Annotated in this window: 13 protein-coding genes; 3 read left to right on the forward strand and 10 right to left on the reverse strand. The window is 63.4% G+C overall.

Features of this window, described 5'->3' with window-relative positions; all coding sequences use genetic code 11:
• Positions 1 to 60 precede the first annotated feature (60 nt).
• Positions 61 to 1,209: a branched-chain amino acid ABC transporter substrate-binding protein gene (locus ACIQUI_RS25185; RefSeq protein WP_403203359.1), complete on the reverse strand. Its 1,149-nt coding sequence runs from the start codon at positions 1,207 to 1,209 to the stop codon at positions 61 to 63.
• A 324-nt stretch (positions 1,210 to 1,533) separates the two neighbouring features.
• Here ACIQUI_RS25185 and ACIQUI_RS25190 point away from each other — a divergent pair, with 324 nt between their 5' ends.
• Positions 1,534 to 2,259, forward strand: a complete 726-nt coding sequence (locus ACIQUI_RS25190; RefSeq protein ID WP_403203360.1) for a FadR/GntR family transcriptional regulator — start codon at positions 1,534 to 1,536, stop codon at positions 2,257 to 2,259.
• A gap of 134 nt (positions 2,260 to 2,393) precedes the next feature.
• Here ACIQUI_RS25190 and ACIQUI_RS25195 read toward each other — a convergent pair whose 3' ends face one another.
• From ACIQUI_RS25195 to ACIQUI_RS25235, 9 genes are all read right to left on the reverse strand, one after another.
• Positions 2,394 to 3,842, reverse strand: a complete 1,449-nt coding sequence (locus ACIQUI_RS25195) for an NAD-dependent succinate-semialdehyde dehydrogenase (RefSeq protein WP_403203361.1) — start codon at positions 3,840 to 3,842, stop codon at positions 2,394 to 2,396.
• A gap of 65 nt (positions 3,843 to 3,907) precedes the next feature.
• The gene (locus ACIQUI_RS25200; protein WP_403203362.1) at positions 3,908 to 5,593 is read right to left on the reverse strand and encodes a thiamine pyrophosphate-binding protein; all 1,686 of its coding nucleotides are present in this window, start codon (positions 5,591 to 5,593) and stop codon (positions 3,908 to 3,910) included.
• A gap of 24 nt (positions 5,594 to 5,617) precedes the next feature.
• Positions 5,618 to 6,814, reverse strand: a complete 1,197-nt coding sequence (locus ACIQUI_RS25205) for an FAD-dependent oxidoreductase (RefSeq protein ID WP_391129855.1) — start codon at positions 6,812 to 6,814, stop codon at positions 5,618 to 5,620.
• A gap of 158 nt (positions 6,815 to 6,972) precedes the next feature.
• Positions 6,973 to 7,785: an NAD-dependent epimerase/dehydratase family protein gene (locus ACIQUI_RS25210; protein ID WP_403203363.1), complete on the reverse strand. Its 813-nt coding sequence runs from the start codon at positions 7,783 to 7,785 to the stop codon at positions 6,973 to 6,975.
• A gap of 26 nt (positions 7,786 to 7,811) precedes the next feature.
• Positions 7,812 to 9,014 carry a pyridoxal phosphate-dependent aminotransferase gene (locus tag ACIQUI_RS25215; RefSeq protein ID WP_403203364.1) on the reverse strand — a complete coding sequence of 401 codons (1,203 nt, stop codon included), beginning with the start codon at positions 9,012 to 9,014 and terminating at the stop codon, positions 7,812 to 7,814.
• A gap of 3 nt (positions 9,015 to 9,017) precedes the next feature.
• The gene (locus ACIQUI_RS25220) at positions 9,018 to 10,682 is read right to left on the reverse strand and encodes a hydantoinase B/oxoprolinase family protein (RefSeq protein WP_403203365.1); all 1,665 of its coding nucleotides are present in this window, start codon (positions 10,680 to 10,682) and stop codon (positions 9,018 to 9,020) included.
• Positions 10,683 to 10,706: 24 nt separating this feature from the next.
• On the reverse strand, positions 10,707 to 12,782 hold the full coding sequence (locus tag ACIQUI_RS25225; protein ID WP_403203366.1) for a hydantoinase/oxoprolinase family protein: 2,076 nt from the start codon (positions 12,780 to 12,782) through the stop codon (positions 10,707 to 10,709).
• A gap of 230 nt (positions 12,783 to 13,012) precedes the next feature.
• Positions 13,013 to 13,768 carry an SDR family oxidoreductase gene (locus ACIQUI_RS25230; protein WP_403203367.1) on the reverse strand — a complete coding sequence of 252 codons (756 nt, stop codon included), beginning with the start codon at positions 13,766 to 13,768 and terminating at the stop codon, positions 13,013 to 13,015.
• Positions 13,761 to 14,510 carry an SDR family NAD(P)-dependent oxidoreductase gene (locus ACIQUI_RS25235; protein ID WP_403203368.1) on the reverse strand — a complete coding sequence of 250 codons (750 nt, stop codon included), beginning with the start codon at positions 14,508 to 14,510 and terminating at the stop codon, positions 13,761 to 13,763. The genes ACIQUI_RS25230 and ACIQUI_RS25235 overlap by 8 nt, the downstream gene beginning before the upstream one ends.
• Before the next feature lie 84 nt (positions 14,511 to 14,594).
• Between ACIQUI_RS25235 and ACIQUI_RS25240 the strand changes: the two genes are divergently transcribed.
• Both ACIQUI_RS25240 and msuE read left to right on the forward strand, forming a co-directional pair.
• Entirely contained in the window at positions 14,595 to 15,185 is a 591-nt protein-coding gene (locus ACIQUI_RS25240) for a TetR/AcrR family transcriptional regulator (protein ID WP_403203369.1), read from the forward strand.
• 252 nt (positions 15,186 to 15,437) lie between these two features.
• Positions 15,438 to 15,998, forward strand: coding sequence for an FMN reductase (msuE, locus tag ACIQUI_RS25245; RefSeq protein ID WP_016711107.1), 561 nt, complete (start codon positions 15,438 to 15,440; stop codon positions 15,996 to 15,998).
• Positions 15,999 to 16,002: the final 4 nt, after the last annotated feature.

The raw sequence follows: 16,002 nt of genomic DNA on the forward strand, positions 1-16,002 counted from the left end.
CAGGTGGGAAAAGTCTTCTTGTTATGTTGCGGGCTTGTGCCCGCTTGTTATGGGTAGAACTCAGTCGCGCTCGACCGACAGGGTTTTCCAGCCACCGTCGGCAAACTGGAACACGGTCGCCGCCGGTTTTTTCAGGTTGCCCTGGTCATCAAAGGCGATGGTGCCGGTGACACCGTCGTAGCTCTGGCCCTTGAGCACCGGCAGGTAGACTTTGGGGTCGTCGGAGCCGGCCTTGACCATGGCGTTGATCGCCGCCCAGGTGGCGTCATAGGCAGCCGGTGAAGACTGCACCACGCCTACGCCGAACTTGTCCTTGAGCTTCTGCTCGAACGCCGCGCCCTTGGGCATGTCCTGCAGCGGCGTGCCGTAGTTCCAGGCGTAGGTGCCTTCGGCGGCGCTGCCGGCCATTTGCTTGAACGAGTCGTTGGGCAGGTTGCCGATGTTCATGAAGCGCGCCTTCAGGCCCAGGCTCTTCATCTGCTTGGCCATGGGCGCAGCCTGGTAGTCGAGCGCGGCGAAGAACACCGCGTCGGCCTTTTGCGCCTTGGCAGTGGTGAGGATGGCGTTGAAGTCGGTGGACTTGTCGTTGGTGTATTCGCGCACCACGACGTTGCCGCCTGCCGCCTTGACCGCCTTGGTCACTTCATCGGCCAGGCCCTGGCCGTAAGCGGTACGGTCGTCGAAGATGGCGATGCGCTGGGCCTTGAGCTGGCTGACCAGGTAGTTGCCGGCATAGCGGCCAAGGGTGGCATCGTCGTTGACGGTACGGAACACCGAAGTGATGCCCTGGCGAGTCAGCGTCGGGTTAGTGGCCGACGGCGAGATCTGCGGGATGCCGGCGGCGGCGTAGATCTTCGACGCGGGGATGCTGGTACCGGAGTTGTAATGGCCGATCACCACCGCCACTCTCGAGTCCACCAGCCGCTGCGCCACCGCAGTGCCGGTGCGCGGGTCGGCAACATCGTCTTCGGACACCAGCTTGAACTGGGCCACTTTGTCACCGATTTTCAGTTGCTGCTGGTTAGCCTCTTCGACGGCAATCTGAATGCCATGCTCGACGTCCTGTCCCTGGTGTGCCGATGGGCCGGTCAGGGGCCCGGCAAAGCCGATCCTGACAATTTCACTGTCCGCTGCGTGCGCCGTCCCCATGGCTATCAGCAAACCTACCGCGGTCGCGAGGGCTGCACGCCCTCCGTTATTGTTATTCATGCTCAGCTCCCAGTAGTAATTGGACGAACCTCGACATCGCTTACCGCATGCGAATTGGCCAGAACGCCATCGCACTTGTAAGATAACAGTCAGCAGGCAACTGTCAATGGGTGTATGCTGAAGGCGTTGTTAAATTTTTTGTAAGCACGCGTGGAGGCCCGTTCGTGGGCAAGCCCGCTCCCACAGGTCAGATGTTTGATAACATATGCCGACAACATCACCGCTGGTTGGCTACGGATCCCGCCGCAAGGGGCACGAGGGCTGCGCGCAACCTGCCGGAGAATCAACCGTGATGAGCCAATCAGTTTCAGGAGCAACTTTTCTATGAATGCGTCGTTAGGCACGCGTCGCGCCAACCTGGCGGAAACCGTGATCCAGGAGCTTTCCATCCGCATCGACAACGGCACCTACGGCCCGGGCGACAAGCTGCCGTCCGAACAAGAGCTGTGCAAGGAATTCAACGTCAGCCGCCCGGTCATCCGTGAGGCCGTCGCCTCGCTGCGCCTTGGCGGGCGCCTGATTGCCCGCCAGGGCGTGGGTGTATTCGTGGTCGAGCAAGACGTAAAACGCATCGGCTTTGCCATCGACAGCGTGGTGGATGACGTGCGCGCCGCGGCGCAGATCCTGGAGCTGCGCCTGGGTATCGAGGCCGAGTCGGTGGCGCGCGCCGCCGAGCGGCGCAGCCCGGCGAGCATGGCGGCGATCACCGAGGCGTTCGACCGGTTCAACTCGCTGGACGGCGCTTCGCAAGAGGAAGAAGCCAAGGCCGACTTCGAGTTCCACCTGGCCATTGCCCGCGCCACCAACAACCCGCACTTCACCCAACTGCTGGAAGCACTAGGGCCGGACATCATCCTCGACCTCAACCTCAAGCATGGCCAGGTGACCGGCAAGAACCGCCAGGCACACATCAAGAAGATCGGCCGTGAGCACGGGGCGATCTTGTCGGCGATCAGCATGGGTGATGTGAACAGTGCACGCACGGCGCTGCGCAAGCACCTGGAAGAAAGCCTCTCGCGCTACCAGCGGTTGCTCGACAGCAAGGGTTGACCTGCACCGGCCCTATCGCCGGCAAGCCGGCTCCCACATGTACAGCACAGGTCTCAAGGACTGTGTGCCACCTGTGGGAGCCGGCTTGCCGGCGATAGGGCCGGGCCTGCCAACCTCAAAGGATCAGGACTGCTTCAGAGCCCCACGCACACGTACTTGATCTCCAGATAATCCTCGATCCCGTAACGCGACCCTTCCCTACCCAACCCCGAGGCCTTAACGCCACCAAACGGCGCCACTTCCGTAGCAACCACACCCACGTTGATACCCACCATCCCGTACTCCAGCGCCTCGGACACCCGCCACACGCGCCCGACGTCCTGTGTATACGCATAGCAGGCCAGGCCGAACTCGGTATCGTTGGCCTGGGTGATCACTTCCTGTTCGGTGCTAAAGCGGAAGATCGGCGCCACCGGCCCGAAAATTTCCTCCCGCGCCACGCGCATGCCCGGGGTAACATCGGCCAGCAAAGTGGGCTCGAAGAACGCCTCGCCCAGCGCATGCCGACGCCCACCCGTCACTACCCGCGCACCCGCCTCGACCGCCTCACCCACCAGCTGCTCCACACCACTGGCCGCACGCCCGTCGATCATCGGCCCTACCTGCGTCCCCACGGCATCGCCCTGCCCTACCACCAGCTCACCGACACGCTCGGCAAAACGCGCCACAAAGCGCTCGTAGATGCCACTCTGGATATAGAAACGGTTGGCACATACACAGGTCTGCCCGCTGTTGCGGAACTTGGCGATCAGCGCCCCTTCCACGGCCTTTTCCAGGTCGGCATCGTCGAACACGATAAACGGGGCATTGCCACCCAGTTCCATGGTGACCTTCTTCACCGTCGCCGCCGATTGCTGCAGCAGCTGGATGCCGATAGGCGTCGAGCCCGTGAACGACAGCTTGCGCACCACCGGGCTGGCAGTCAGTTCGCCACCAATGGCCGCAGAATCGCCGGTAACCACGCTCAGCACGCCCGGCGGAATGCCCGCGCGCTCAGCCAGCACACACAAAGCCAAGGCGCTGAACGGCGTTTGCGATGCCGGCTTGAGTACCAGCGTGCAGCCAGCGGCCAGTGCCGGCGCAGCCTTGCGGGTAATCATCGCTGCCGGGAAGTTCCACGGCGTGATCGCCGCACACACGCCAATCGGCTCTTTGGTGACGATCAGTCGGCGGTCGGCATTGGGCGATGGAATCACATCGCCGTAGATACGCTTGCCCTCCTCGGCATAGAACTCCACGTAGGCGGCAGCAAAGGCTATTTCGCCGCGGGACTCGGCCAGCGGCTTGCCCTGCTCGGCGGTCATGATGCGCGCCAGGTCTTCCTGGTGGGCAAGGATTTCGCGGAACCAGGCCTGCAACCTTGCAGCGCGCTCCTTGGCCGTCAGCGCACGCCAGGCCGGCAAGGCCCGCTCGGCAGCAGCGATGGCGCGGCGGGTTTCTTCAGCGCCCATGCGTGGCACGTGGCCCAGCACAACGCCCGTGGCCGGGTTGGTCACGGCAATGCGCTGACCACTGTCGGCCGGCTGCCATTTTCCATCGATGTAGCAAACTTCACGCAGCAGATCGTGATCGGCAAGATTCATGTCGATTGGCTCGTTCGAAGACAGTAAAAAGGGTGGGGCCAGACCGCGCCCCACCTGAGGTGAAATCAGCGCTTGGCCTGCAGGGCCTTGTCGCGGATCTGGCTGAGGGTCATGCGCGGGGTAAGGGCCTCGGGATCGACCTGGATTTCGATCAGCGCCGGCTTGCCGGACGCCTGGCAGCGCTCGAAGGCGGCAACGAAATCTTCGGTACGGGTCACCGTTTCACCATGCAGCCCGTAGGCCCGCGCCAGGGCAGCGAAGTCGGGGTTGTGCAGCTCGGTACCCGAAACACGGCCTGGGTAGGTTTTCTCCTGGTGCATACGGATGGTGCCGTACATACCGTTGTTGACCACAATGGTGATGACCCGCGCATCGTAGTGCGCCGCAGTAGCCAACTCCTGGCCATTCATCAGGAAGCAACCATCACCGGCAAAGGCCAGTACGGTTCGCTGCGGGTAGGTGAGCTTGGCCGCCACTGCCGCCGGCACGCCATACCCCATCGAGCCGTTGGTAGGCCCGAGCAGCGTGCGGAACACGCGGTGCTGGTAGCCACGGTGTACCCAACCGGTGTAGTTGCCCGCACCGCAGGTGAGGATACTGTCGGCCGGCAGGTTGCTGTTCAGCCAGGCGATCACTTCGCTCATCTGCACGTCACCCGGCGAGCGCGGGGTGTCGAAATTGCCGCGGTAGCCGCTGTTCAGGCTGGCAGTCCAGTCCTCGAAAGCCTGCGGGCGCACCGGGCCGAGGATGTTGGCCTGGCGCAGGAAGCTACCGGGGCCTGCGTTGATGCCGAGGGTCGGCTGGTAGACCCGGCCGATTTCTTCGGCACTGGCATGCACGTGCACCAGCGCCTGCTTCGGCGTCGGGATATCGACCAGGGCGTAACCACCGGTGGTCATCTCGCCAAGGCGTGCGCCAACCACGATCAGCAGGTCGGACTGCCTGACTGCCTCCACCAGTACCGGGCCGGCTGCCAGGCCCAGGTCACCGGCGTAGTGCGGGTCGGTGTTGTCGAACAGGTCCTGGCAGCGGAACGAGGCAGCCAGCGGCAGGTTCTGGGTATGCACGAACGCCTTCAGGTCGGCCACGGCCTCGGCCGTCCAGCCGCCGCCACCAGCAACCACCAGCGGCCGCTCGGCCTTGGCCAGCAATTGCTGCAGCTCGCCCAGGGCTTCAGGCGCCGGTGCCGCCTCGACGCGCTTGGCCGGGCGGGCATCAGGTACCTGCACCAGGTCGGTCAGCATGTCTTCAGGCAGCGCCACCACCACCGGGCCCGGGCGGCCGCTGATGGCACGCTGGAAGGCCTGGTTGACCAGCTCTGGAATGCGCGCGGCATCGTCGATCTGCACCACCCATTTGGCCATCTGGCCGAACATGCGGCGGTAGTCCACCTCCTGAAAGGCTTCGCGCTCGATCTGGTCGCGGGCCACCTGGCCGATGAACAGGATCATCGGCGTGGAGTCCTGGAACGCCGTGTGCACGCCCACCGAGGCGTTGGTCGCACCCGGGCCGCGGGTGACCATGCAGATACCCGGCTTGCCGGTCAGCTTGCCGTAGGCCTCGGCCATGTAGGCTGCACCACCTTCCTGGCGGCAGACGATCAGGTCGATCTCATCCTGCACGTCGTGCAGCGCATCGAGCACCGCCAGGTAGCTTTCGCCCGGCACGCAGAAGGCACGCTCTACACCGTTGACCCGCAAAGCATCGACCAGGACCTGCCCGCCGCTGCGTACCGCTGTGTTGTTGCTCATTGTTATTCTCCTTCAGGCGCGCGGTCAGATGACCGAGTCTTCCAGGAACGGCTTGTTGTCGATGACTCGCTGATAGGACAGCGCACCCAGGTCCAGCGAACGGTAGCCACCGTAGGTGATCAGCTCGGACAGGCCGCGGCCGATGGCCGGCGCCTGCTGCAGGCCATGGCCACTGAAGCCGTTGCAGAACAGGAAGTTGCCGACTTCGTTGTGCGGGCCGACGATGGCGTTGTGGTCCAGCACGCAGAAGTCGTAATGCCCGGCCCAGAAGTTGACCACCTTGATGCCCTCGAACGCCGGCACCCGCTCGGCGAGGATCGGCCAGACTTCTTCGTCGAACTCGTCGTGCATCACGTCGAAATCCTCGAAGTCCACTTCCGGGTCATGCTTGGGGTAGGTGCCGCCCAGGTAGAACTTGCCCTCAGGGCGGAAGAACACGCCGGTCGGGTCGATGGTCAGCGGCACGGTGCCTTCCAGCGGTGTACGGCAGTCGAACACGAACAGCGAACGGCGCCGTGGCTCGACCGGGATATCCAGGCCAGCCATGCGCGCGACCTTGGTGCCACGGGTGCCGGCACAGTTGACCAGCATGCCGCAGCCGATGCGTTCGCCACTGGCCAGTTGCACGCCGGTAATGCGGTCGCCTTCACGCTGGATGGCGACCACTTCGTTTTCGATGTACTCGATGCCCATCGAACGTGCCTTGCGGCGGAAGCCGTTGAGCATGCCAAGGCTGTCGAACCAGCCTTCGCCGGTCTGCCCGTAGCTGGCGCCAGCCAACGTGTCGATGTTCACCCAAGGGAACTTGCGCTTGAGCTGCTCAGGGTCCAGCAAGTGCACATCGGCGCCATGCGACACCTGGGTGTCGTGCAGGCGGCGCAGCACTTCGTAACCCTTGTTGTCGCCCAGGAACAGGTAGCCGTTCTCGTGGAAGGCCAGGTCCGGGCGATCGCCCTCCACTTCCATCAGGTCGGGGAAGTTGCGCACGAATTCGGCGCCGAACTTCGAGATTTCGATGTTGATCGGGTTGGAGAACTGCTGGCGGATCGAGCTGCTTGAAAGCGCGGTGGCCGACTTGTTGTAGGTCCAGTCGCGCTCGATGACCAACAGCGAGCCTTTGAAGTCCGGGTTGTTGGCCAGGAAGTAGGCGGTGGCGCTGCCGTTGACTGCGCCGCCGACGATCACCACATCGTAATTCTGTTGTTTTGCGGTGGAAGCCATGGAGTTAGCTCTCTTCTGATGTTGCGCTGATCACAAAATGCAGATTTGCCTGTACCGGCCTCATCGCCGGCAAGCCAGCTCCCACAGGTATTGCACACAGCTCAGGCCTCGCGCCGTACCTGTGGGAGCTGGCTTGCCGGCGATAGGGCCGGAACAGGTCATTTCGGGTCTTCGAAATGACCGGCGCCGGCGAAGTTGCCGCCGTGGTAGCGTGCGGCCGGCTCGTTCGGGTCAAGCGGCGGATGCTCGGCCAGGACCTTTTCGCGATAATCGTCAGCGCTATCTTTGGGCACATAGCCAATCGACGACGCCAGGCGGTTGTCCCACAGGCTTTCGCGGTTATCGGACATGCCGTACACCACCATGTGCCCGACCCGCGGCGCCAGCAGCGAGCGCTCGGTGAGCTGGGCGAAGTCGTCGAACGACAGCCAGGTGGCGAGCATGCGGCGGTCCAGCGGCTCAGGGAACGACGAACCGATGCGCAGGTTCACCGACTCGATGGCGAACTTGTCCCAGTAGTAACGGCCCAGGTCCTCGGCAAAGCACTTGCTGACGCCGTACAGGCTGTCTGGCCTATGCGCAGCGCTGGCATCGATGGTTTCGGTGCGGTCGTAAAAGCCGATGGCGTGGTTGGAGCTGGTGTACACCACCCGCTTCACGCCGTTGCGACGGGCCGCTTCGTAGATGTTGTAGGTGCCGACGATGTTGCCGTTGAGGATCTTCTCGAAGGTGTCTTCAACCGGCACGCCACCGGCATGCACGATGGCATCCACGCCTTCGGTCAGCGGCAGCACGTCCGCGAAGTTGCCCAGGTCGCAACGGATCAATTCTTCGTGCGGCGCAGCGTGACCCAGGTCGGCGATGTCGGTCAGGCGCAGTTCGTCGGCGAACTGGGCCAGATGCTTGCGCAGCACGCTGCCCAGGCGCCCGGCGGCGCCGGTGATCAGCAGGCGTTTGAATGGCTTGCTCATGGTCTACCTCTATTCAATTCGTTTGATCAGGCCAGCGCTGCGAACGCGTCGCGCAGCTGGCCCAGTGCCTGTTCCAGTTCCTGGCGCGAGGTGGCGAAGGACAGGCGCACGTAAGGCTCCACACCGAACGCCGAACCTGGCACGGTGGCTACCTTGCCCTCGCGCAACAGGTAGGCCGACAGCTCGGTGTCATTGCTGATCACCTGCCCGTCTGGCGTGCGCTTGCCAATGAAGGCACTGACCTCAGGGAAGGCATAGAACGCACCCTGCGGCATCTGCAGCTTCAGGCCCGGGATCTTCGCCAGGCCGTCTACTACCAGGGCGCCACGCGCCTGGTACTCCCGGCTGGCATCGCGCACGAAGTCCTGCGGGCCGTTCAGTGCCGCCACCGCCGCCAACTGCGAGATGCTCGACGGGCACGTGGTGGTTTGCGACTGGGTCTTGTTCATGGCCACGATCAGGTCTTTCGGCCCTGCTGCGTAACCCAGGCGGTAGCCGGTCATGGCGTAGGCCTTGGACACCCCGTTGATCAGCAGCGTGCGCTCGCGCAACTGCGGGCACGCCGTGACGAACGACACGAACGGCTGGTCGCCGAGCACGATGTGCTCGTAGATCTCGTCCGAGATCACCAGCACATTGGGGTGGCGCTCCAGCACCTTGCCCAGGGCTGCAAACTCTTCACGGGTGAAGATCGCCCCGCTCGGGTTGTTCGGCGAGTTCAGCATCACCCAGCGCGTACGCGGGGTGATGGCGGCCTCCAGTTGCTCCGGGGTGACCTTGAAACCCTGCTCGGCACCGCACGGGATAACCACCGGCACACCGCCGTTGAGCATTGCCATGTCGGTGTACGACACCCAGTACGGCGCCGGGGTGATCACTTCATCGCCTGCTTCCAGGGTGGCCAGGAAGGCGTTGAACAACAGTTGCTTGGCGCCGTTACCTACGCAGATCTCGTCCAGGCCATAGGCCAGGTCGTTCTCCCGGGCGAACTTGTCGACGATCGCCTGGCGCAGGCTCTCCATGCCGTTGGGCGCGGTGTAGTGGTTGTTGCCCGCCAGCATGGCCTGGTACGCAGCCTCGATCACGTGGGCCGGAACGTTGTAGTCCGGCTCGCCAAGCGCCAGGTTGATGACTGGCTCACCCTTGGCCAGCATTTGCTTGGCCAGCACCGACACGGCCATGCTCGGCGAACTTTTTACCGCTTTGACGCGGCTGCTTTGCACGTCCATCGCTCAACGCTCCTTGGCGGCTTCGAAGCCGTAGTCGGCACGCGCCTGCTCGGCGCTGATGTAGCCGTAGCGCAGGTCGCGCTCGACCAGCTGGCGGTCACGCTGACGCGGGTCGCCATAACCACCGCCACCCGGCAGGCGCAGCACCAGGCGGCGCTCCGCCGGCACGAACTGCTGGCCCTTGCCGCGCAGCACGCTGCCGTCGTCCAGGCCGACGAAGCCTTCGGCACCCTCCTGGCCGCCTTCCAGGCCACGGGCCGGGTACTGGATACGGTCGAACATGGCACTGAAGCGGAAGCTGTAGCCTTCGCTGGCCGACACTTCGATTTCCTGGCCCAGGCCGCCGCGTAGCTGGCCGGCACCACCGGAACCTTCACGCAGCTCCTTGCGCCAGACCACTACAGGGCCGGCGTGCTCGGTCGCTTCCACCGGCATGGTGTGCACACCGCTCGGGAACGCAGTAGCGCTCAGGCCGTCCATCGCCGAACGCGCGCCCATGCCGCCGCTGTTGAACATCAGCATTTCGGCGTTGCGGCCATTGGGGTTGCTTTCCAGCGGGCGCACGCTCAGGTGCAGGTTCCACAGGGCGCTGGCACCCTCGGCTGGCACCTTGCCTGGCAGGCACTTGTGCAGCGCACCGAGTACCAGGTCAGGCACGAAGTGACCGAGCACATGGCGCACCGACACCGGCGCCGGGTGCTTGGCATTGAGGATGCAGCCTTCGGGTGCAGTCACCTCGAACGGTGCCAAGGATGCAGTGTTGTTCGGGATCTCTGGCGCAACGATGCACTTGAGGCCATAGCAGGCATAGGCCTTGGCGTAGCCCAATGGCACGTTGATGCCGAACTGGCTCATGCCCGACGTACCGGTGAAGTCGCTCTGGATGCCGTCCGGGCCAACGGTGATGGTCACCGCCAGGGTGACCGGCACGTCATAGCCGTCGAGGGTCATGCTGTTGCTGTAGGTGCCGTGCGGCAGCGACTTGAAGCATTCCAGGGTGGCGCGGCGGCTGTGCTCGAGGATAAACCCGCCGATGTGCTCCAGGTCGTCCAGCTGGAACTCTTCGAGCATGTCCAGCAGGCGCTTGTGGCCGGTCTCGTTACAGGCCGACAGGGCATAGAAGTCACCCACCACCCGGTCATTCTCACGCACGTTGTTGCGCAGGATGTTGATCAGGTCGCGGTTGAGGTTGCCACGCTCGAACAGCTTCATGATCGGGATGAACAGGCCTTCTTCGTAGACCTCGCGGGCATCCGGGCCAAAGCCACGGCCACCGATGTCGACCACGTGGGCGGTACTGGCGAAGTAGCCGATCTGCTTGCCCTTGTAGAAAGACGGCGAAACAATGGTGATGTCGTGCAAGTGGCCGGTACCCTTCCACGGGTCGTTGGTCACGTACACGTCACCTTCGAAGATATTGTCTTCGCCGATGTCCTTGATGAAGTGCACCACGGCTTCGGCCATGGTGTTGACGTGGCCGGGGGTGCCGGTGACCGCTTGGGCCAGCATGTTGCCGGCGCGGTCGAAGACGCCGGCCGACAGGTCGCCGGCCTCGCGCACGCTGGTGGAGAAGGCAGTGCGGATCAGGGTCAGGGCCTGTTCTTCGACCACCGAGACCAAGCGGTTCCACATCACCTGCATTTGAATGTCGATCAACGTATCGCTCATGTTCAGCTCTTCCGAATTCAGGCGTTAGCGGCGCACAACCAGCAGGCAGCCGTCTGGCTGGACCGTGGCGGTGAAGTTGGAGGTGACGAAGGTCGAGGTTTCGCGCTCGACGATGATCGCCGGGCCGTCGACACGGGCACCGACCTGCAGTTCTTCGCGCGGGTGGATACCGGCGTCGACGAAACCGCCGGCAGCCACGTCGAACACCTGGCGGCGAGCCACTTCCTGCGAGCGGTAGACAGCACCGACGGTTTCGATGCGTTCCACGGGCGGCAGCGGCGAACTGGCGCGCACCGACCAGCTGACGATCTCGATGTCCGGGCCTTCGATCGGGCGGCCAAAGAAGCGGGTGTAGGCCTCTTCGAACAATGCCTTGAACTGCACGGTATCGGCAGCGGTGAAGGCCTTGAACGGCAACGCCACGGGGATTTCCCAACCCTGGCCGACATAGCGCATGAATGCGGTGCAGTCCATTTCTGGCTCACCTTCAGGCATGCCCTGGCGCAGGAAGCCCAGCGACTCCGCTTTCATCTCTTCAATCAGCGCGTTTACCGCCGCGGCATCGAACTCCGACAGGCGTACAAAGGCGCTGCGCACGGCTTCGTAGCCGAACGGCGCGCGCAGGAAGCCGATGGCCGAACCCACACCGGCACCGGCCGGTACGATGAACCGCGAAACACCCATCTTTTCGCACAGCCGTGCGGCATGCAGCGGGCCGCCACCCCCGAAGGTGATCATGGTGTAGTCGGCGATGTCCTTGCCGCTTTCCACTGCGTGCACGCGGCCGGCGTTGGCCATGTTTTCGTCGACCACTTCGCACACGCCGAAGGCGGCGGTATCCGCTTGCATGCCTAGCGGTTGGCCAATGACCCGGGCCATGGCGCTGGCGCCATTTTCCGTGGACAGGCGCAGCGCACCACCGGCGAAGTTGTCGGCATCGAGGCGGCCGAGCAGCAGGTTGGCGTCGGTAATGGTCGGTTCCAGGCCACCACGGCCGTAGCACGCAGGGCCTGGCTCGGAGGCGGCACTGTGCGGGCCGACACGAATCTGGCGCATGCTGTCGATGCTGGCAATCGAACCGCCACCGGCACCGATCTCGACCATTTCCACCACCGGGATGGAAATCGGCATGCCGCTGCCCTTCTTGAAGCGATAGGTACGGGCCACTTCGAAGGTTTTAGCGGTTTTCGGCACCTGGTCTTCGATCAGGCAGATTTTCGCCGTGGTGCCGCCCATGTCGAACGACAGCACGTTTTCCAACTGGTAACGGCGAGCGATGTCAGCGGCAAAGATCGCGCCACCCGCCGGGCCGGACTCAACCAGGCGCACCGGGAACTCGGCAGCGCTTTGCACCGAGATGATGCCGCCGCCGGAGTGAATCATGAACACCGGGCAATCGGCGCCTTCTTGCTTCAAGGTCACCACCAGGCGGTCCAGGTAGGACTTGATCAGCGGCTTGACGTAGGCGTTGGCGCATACGGTATTGAAGCGCTCGAACTCGCGCATCTGCGGCGAGACTTCGCTGGAAATCGAGATCGACAGGTTTGGCAGGCGTGCCTGCAGGGCATCACGCAACTGGCGCTCATGGGCACCGTTGACGTAGCTATGGATGAAGCCGATGGCGACGCTCTCGTAGTTGCCTTCGGCGATGCGCTCGACCAGGGCATCGATCTCGGCCTGCGCAGGGGCGATCAGTACACGGCCCTTGACGTCCAGGCGCTCACGCAAGGTGAAGCGGTTTTCGCGGTCGATCAGCGGCGGTGGCAGGACGATATTGATGTCGTACTGCTCGAAACGGTTCTCGGTGCGCATTTCGAGGGTGTCACGGAAACCCTCGGTAGTAATGAAGGCGGTGCGTGCGCCACGGCGCTCGATCAGGGCGTTGGTGGCCAGGGTGGTGCCATGGATCAGCTGATCGATGTCGGAAAGCGCCAGGCCGGCCTGCTCTACCACCTGGCGTACGCCGGTGAGGATGGCCCGCTCAGGCAGCTCGTAGTCGGTCAGGATTTTGGTGGAGTGCAGCACGCCGTCCACGTCCAGCGCGATATCGGTGAAAGTGCCGCCTATGTCCACGCCGACCCGGCATGATGTCGCAGTCATCGTCATATCCCCTGCAATGCTTTGTAGTTGTTTCGACCTACGGAAACGGTCTTCATGTAAGTTATATGTTGTCTTACAGGTGGTCAAGCACCTATTTGCTGATATTGGCGTTTCCCGTGCTGGCCCTTTCGCGGGCTCGCCCGCTCCCACAGGTACAGCGCAACGCTCAGGAGCTGTGCTGACCCTGTGGGAGCGGGCGAGCCCGCGAAAGGGCCAGCACAGGCAACCGGTCAACCAGCGGTCTTGACCATCCGCCCGCCACCCACCGCCTGCGCCGTGGGGAACACTTCCAGTCGCGACACATCCACCTGCCGCGGCATCTTCAACGCCGCCAGCAACAGCTCGGCAATATCCTCCGGCTGGATCGACTCATAGCCGTCATACAGTTCGCTACCCGCCGCCTGCATGCCCATCGCACTCTTGTAGAGCTGGGTCTGCACCCGGCCAGGGGCAATTTCGGTTACCCGCACGCCGCTGCCCAGCAGGTCACAGCGCAACGCATCACAGAACAGGCTCACACCAGCCTTGGAGGCGCCATACACCGCAGCCCCCGGGTGCGGCGCGCGGCCGGCGCTGGAGCCGATGAAAAACAAGTGCCCCCTGCCCCGCCCGACCATGCCCGGCAATACTTGCCGCGCCAGGTGCAGCGGCGCCTTGAGGTTGATGTCGAGCATGTTGTCGATCTCGGCCTCGTCGATATCCTGGAACGCAGCACGGGTTGAAAGGATGCCCGCGTTGTTGACCAGCACATCAATCGTCTGCCCTTCCAGCGCGGCGCTCAACGACCGGTAGTCACGCACATCCGCCTGCAAGGTGGTCACGCCCGGCTCGCTGGCAAGCTCGGCCAGGGCTTCGGGGCTGCGCCCCACGGCAATCACCTGCAGGCCGGCATTGCGCAGCGCCAGCACGATAGCCTCGCCGATACCGCTGGTAGCCCCGGTCACCAGCGCGCGCTGGTAGCCCTCGGGGAATGCGACTTCAGGCATAGATGTAACCCCCGCTGACAATCACGTTTTCGCCCGTGGCGTAGCTGTTGCGGCTGCTGCCCATCATCACGATCCATTCGGCAATTTCCGCCGGCTCTGCGGCGCGACCCAGAGGGTTGGCCGCTGCCAGCTCGCCCAGGAAGCCCAGTTGCTTGGCGCGCTCGGTGGCGAAACCGGCCGGTGCCACCGAGTTGACCAGGATCTGGTCCTTGGCGCAGGCCTGGGCGAAGGACTTGGTCAGGCTGACCACCGCCGCCTTGGTCGCTGCATAGTGGGCGTTTTGCGGGTGGGCCTTGAAGGCATCCACCGACGTGACGTTGACGATACGCCCGGTTACCGCAGGGGCGGCGGCGTACTGCTGCATGTGGCGCACCGCAGCAACCATCATGTGATAAGTGCCCTTGATGTTGACGGCGTTTTCCAGGTCCCACTCTTCGTCGCTGATCTCGAAGATGTCCTGGCGCGGGTAGATGGCCGCACTGTTGACCAGGCAATGCACCCGGCCCAGGCCTTCGACGATCTGGGCGAAGGCTGCGTGAGCGGTATCCCTGCGGGCAATGTCACCCACCGCAATCGCCACCTCGACGCCGTGCCCGCGAAGTTCTTCTGCCGCTTGTGCCAACAATTGCTCGTTTCGGTCGATCAGGCCGATCTTGCCGGCGCCACGCTTCACCATCAGCCTGGCTGTTTCCAGGCCCAGACCCGAGGCACCACCTACGATCACCACCGTTTGATTATCCACAAAACACCTCCGCGATTGAGTCTTTACGTAAGATGCCTGTTGTCTTACATTTGGTCAAATATCAATTCGCCGACAGGTGCTTCCATGCCCGCCTCCAGCCTTTCGCCCGTACCCACCCCGCATGCCCGGGACCGCTTGCTGGATGCGGCCAGTGCGTTGTTTGCCAGCCATGGCTACCAGGCGATCGGGTTGCGCGACCTGGCCAGCCACCTGGGCCTGCGCGCCGGCTCGCTGTATCACCACATCGAGAGCAAACAGGGGCTGCTGTTCGAACTGATCGAGTCGAGCCTGACCGACCTGCTGTATGAAACCCGACAATGCCTCAAAGGCGCCCGCGCCACCAGTGAACGCTTGCCCTGTTTTGTGCAGGCCTTTGTGACCTACAGCCAGGCCAACCCGGACAAACTGGTGTTGCTGACGCGAGAGGCCATGAACCTGAACGAAGACCAACTGTTGCAGGTTGAACAGCTGAAAGCTGAATACAGCGGGTTACTCAGCGACATCGTCGCCGCCGAGTGCGGCCTGCCGGCACCGCGTGCACACTCGATTGCCCACGCGGTGCTGGGCTTGCTGTGCGGCCAGGCCCAATGGGGAACAGTCATGACCGCCAGGGAGCAACTGGTGACATTCGTGCAGGGCATTGTCGGCACCGGTAAAACGGCAGCCTTTCGATAAAAAAGAATAAGAATATAATTTCTTATTCTTTTTTTGGTAGAAAATAATCCTCTATAACTGCCCCCACTGCACAGCCGCCAACACTTGGCCAACTGTTCGTAGCGCAACACCCAATCAACAGGTAACGCCCACACGGCAACAGCGGCGCACGTCTTTGAATTCACCAACCTGTTGATTCAAAAGAACATTAAAACCCGGCACGACGATTGCTCAAGCAAAGTCCCCCGCTCACCCGAACCGGAGACTCTGCCCATGAGCACCCCACTGAACGTCGTAGCCCTGTCTGGCGGCACCTCCCGCCCATCGCGCACCCTGGCCCTGACCGAAGCGATCCTCGCCGAACTGGCCGAGCACCTGCACATCAAGCCGCACCTGATCGAACTGGGCGACATCGCCCGCCCACTGGGCAGCGCCCTGTGGCGCAGCGAACTGCCCGACACCGTCGAACAGCAACTGCGCCTGGTGGAAAAGGCCGACCTGCTGGTGGTCACCACCCCCGTGTACCGTGGCAGCTTCACCGGCCACTTCAAGCACCTGTTCGACCTGATCGGCCAGGACGCCCTGGTCGACACCCCGGTATTGCTCGCCGCCACCGGCGGCAGCGAACGCCATGCACTGGTCCTCGACCACCAACTGCGCCCGCTGTTCAGCTTCCTGCAAGCCCTGACCCTGCCCATCGGCGTGTTCGCCAGCCAGGCAGAGCTGGCCGACTACCGCGTGTCCAGCGATGCACTCGCTGCCCGTATCCGCCTGGCCGCCGAACGTGCCGTGCCACTGTTCGGCGCCCATCACGCGCTGCGTAAAAGCGCCTGAGGAG

It is taken from the genome of Pseudomonas sp. NPDC090592, from assembly GCF_044769185.1.
GTDB lineage: Bacteria > Pseudomonadota > Gammaproteobacteria > Pseudomonadales > Pseudomonadaceae > Aquipseudomonas.